We start from the raw sequence: 2839 nt of genomic DNA on the forward strand, positions 1-2839 counted from the left end.
AACCGCCGGCACAGTCACCATGGATGGCGAGGACATTACCGGTCTGGCGCCGCATGTGCTGTTTCATAAGGGCCTGCTGCGCACCTTTCAGATCGCGCATGAATTCGGGTCGATGACGGTGCGCGAAAACCTGATGATGGTGCCGGGCGGCCAATCGGGCGAGACCCTGTGGAACACATGGTTCAACCGCCGCCGCATCGCCGAGGAAGAACGCGCCCTCGCCCGCATGGCTGACGAGGTGCTGGAATTCCTGACCATCGACCACCTGGCGGATGAACGCGCCGGCAACCTGTCGGGCGGCCAGAAAAAGCTGTTGGAACTGGGCCGCACGATGATGGTCGATGCCAAGATCGTGTTTCTGGACGAGGTCGGCGCCGGGGTGAACCGCACCCTGTTGAACACCATCGGCGACGCAATCGTGCGGTTGAACAAGGAACGCGGCTATACTTTTTGCCTGATCGAACACGACATGGATTTCATCTCGCGCCTGTGCGACCCGGTCATCGTGATGGCCGAGGGCAAGGTTCTGGCCAAGGGCAAGGCTGACGAGATCATGCAGAACGAAGCGGTGATCGAGGCCTATCTGGGCACCGGCCTGAAAAACAAGGTGGTGGCCGGATGAGCGAGCAGAAAAAGATTCTGGCCTCCGGCGGGAGTATTTCGCCCAAGAAAAAGGGGCGCGGACATGGCTGATCCGTTTCTGAACGCGGTGAACATGACTGGCGGCTATGGCAGCGGCGCCGATATTCTGCATGGCTGCAACCTGTCGGTCGAGCGCGGCGAGATCGCGGTGATCGTCGGCCCCAACGGCGCCGGGAAATCGACGGCGATGAAGGCGGTGTTCGGGATGCTGAACCTGCACACCGGTCACGTGACGCTGGATGGTCAGGACATCACCGGATTGTCTCCGCAAGATCGGGTGGCGCGGGGCATGGGTTTTGTGCCGCAGGTGAACAACATCTTCACCAGCATGACGGTCGAGGAAAACCTTGAAATGGGCGCGTTTATCCGGCGCGACGATTATTCCGAGACCATGGAGCAGGTTTATGAGCTGTTCCCGATCCTGCGCGACAAGCGGCGTCAGCCGGCCGGTGAATTGTCCGGCGGTCAGCGTCAGCAGGTCGCGGTGGGACGGGCGCTGATGACCAAGCCCACGCTGTTGATGCTGGATGAACCGACCGCCGGGGTCAGCCCGATCGTCATGGACGAACTCTTTGACCGGATCATCGAGGTTGCCCGCACCGGCATTTCGATCCTGATGGTCGAACAGAACGCCCGGCAGGCGCTGGAGATCGCCGACAAGGGCTATGTTCTGGTGCAGGGCGCGAATGCCTATACCGATACCGGCGCGGCGCTGTTGGCCAATCCCGAGGTCCGGCGCACCTTTCTGGGGGGCAAATGATGGATTTCCTCAATGCGCTGGTGGCGCTGACCAATTACGTGGTGATCCCGGCAACAGCTTACGGCGCACAACTGGCGCTGGGGGCGCTGGGGGTGACGTTGGTTTATGGCATCCTGCGGTTCTCGAACTTTGCCCATGGCGACACGATGGCCTTTGGCACCATGGTTACCATTCTGGGCACATGGGGCTTGCAGGCGGCAGGCGTCAGCCTTGGGCCGCTGCCCACGGCGCTGTTGGCCCTGCCCTTTGGCATCGCTGTGACGGCGCTGTTGGTGATTTTCACCGACCGCATTGTCTATCGCTTTTACCGGCGGCAAAAGGCGGCGCCGGTCATTCTGGTGATCGTGTCGATCGGGGTGATGTTCGTGATGAACGGCATCGTGCGCCTGATCATCGGCCCCAATGACCAGAACTTTGCCGATGGCGAGCGGTTCATCATCACCGCCCGCGAATTCAAGACCCTGACCGGGCTGGACGAGGGGCTGGCGCTGCGCACGACGCAGGGGTTGACCATCGTGGCGGCGCTGATCGTTGTGGCGGTGTTGTTCTGGTTCCTGAACCGCACCCGCACCGGGAAATCCATGCGCGCCTTTTCCGATAACGAAGATCTGGCGCTTTTGTCCGGCATCAACCCTGAACGCGTGGTGATGATCACCTGGGTGATCGTGGCGGCGCTGGCGACCATTGCCGGGGTTCTCTATGGGTTGGACAAGTCATTCAAACCCTTCACTTATTTCCAGCTGTTGCTGCCGGTGTTCGCCTCGGCCATCGTTGGCGGTCTGGGCAGCCCGATCGGCGCGATTGCCGGCGGTTTCGTCATCGCCTTTTCCGAGGTGACTATCACCTACGCGTGGAAAAAAGTGCTGGTCTATCTGCTGCCGGATAGCCTTGAGCCCTCGGGACTGGTGCAGCTTCTCAGCACCGATTACAAATTCGCGGTGTCCTTTGCCATTCTGGTCATCGTGTTGTTGTTCCGCCCGACGGGCCTGTTTCGGGGGAAATCGGCATGACCAATCGTGATCGAATGATGTTCGTCGGCATGGCGGCGCTGATCGTGCTGACCGGGTTCATGGACAGCTGGAACTCGGCCCTGACCATCGTGAATTTCGGGCTGATCTGGGCGGTGATGGCGCTGGGCGTGAATATTCAGTGGGGCTATGCCGGGCTGTTCAATGTCGGCATCGTCGGCTTTACCGCGCTGGGCGGGTTGGCGGTGGTGCTGACCTCAGCCGCGCCGGTGCCCGAAGCGTGGAGCGCCGGCGGCGCGCGCGCGATCATGGCGCTGATCTTTGGGGCGCTGGCGCTGTTTGGCGCGGTGCTGATCTGGCAGAAGTTGCGTAAATTGCGCGGGCGCGGTCTGGCTCTGATCGCGTGGCTGGTCGTCAGTTTCGTGATTTATCGCGCCCTGTTCGACCCGGCGGTTCAGGCGATCGAGGC

The 2839-nt window shown here is 61.4% G+C and carries 3 protein-coding genes and 1 pseudogene; all 4 read left to right on the forward strand.

Features of this window, described 5'->3' with window-relative positions; translation table 11 throughout:
* Nucleotides 1-622, forward strand: a 622-nt coding sequence (locus ABYW26_RS12795; protein WP_372605290.1) for an ABC transporter ATP-binding protein, incomplete at its 5' end; no start/stop codon positions are given.
* Between the two features lie 63 nt (nt 623-685).
* Entirely contained in the window at nt 686-1402 is a 717-nt protein-coding gene (locus tag ABYW26_RS12800; protein WP_372605292.1) for an ABC transporter ATP-binding protein, read from the forward strand.
* The gene (locus ABYW26_RS12805) at nt 1402-2412 is read left to right on the forward strand and encodes a branched-chain amino acid ABC transporter permease (RefSeq protein ID WP_372605293.1); all 1011 of its coding nucleotides are present in this window, start codon (nt 1402-1404) and stop codon (nt 2410-2412) included. Before ABYW26_RS12800 ends, ABYW26_RS12805 begins: the two co-directional genes overlap by 1 nt.
* Nucleotides 2409-2839 (forward strand): annotated as a pseudogene (locus ABYW26_RS12810) (branched-chain amino acid ABC transporter permease); the annotation flags it as partial. The gene ABYW26_RS12805 and the pseudogene ABYW26_RS12810, both read left to right, overlap by 4 nt.

Origin of the sequence: Actibacterium sp., assembly GCF_041584535.1 — a bacterium.
Classification (GTDB): domain Bacteria; phylum Pseudomonadota; class Alphaproteobacteria; order Rhodobacterales; family Rhodobacteraceae; genus Actibacterium_D.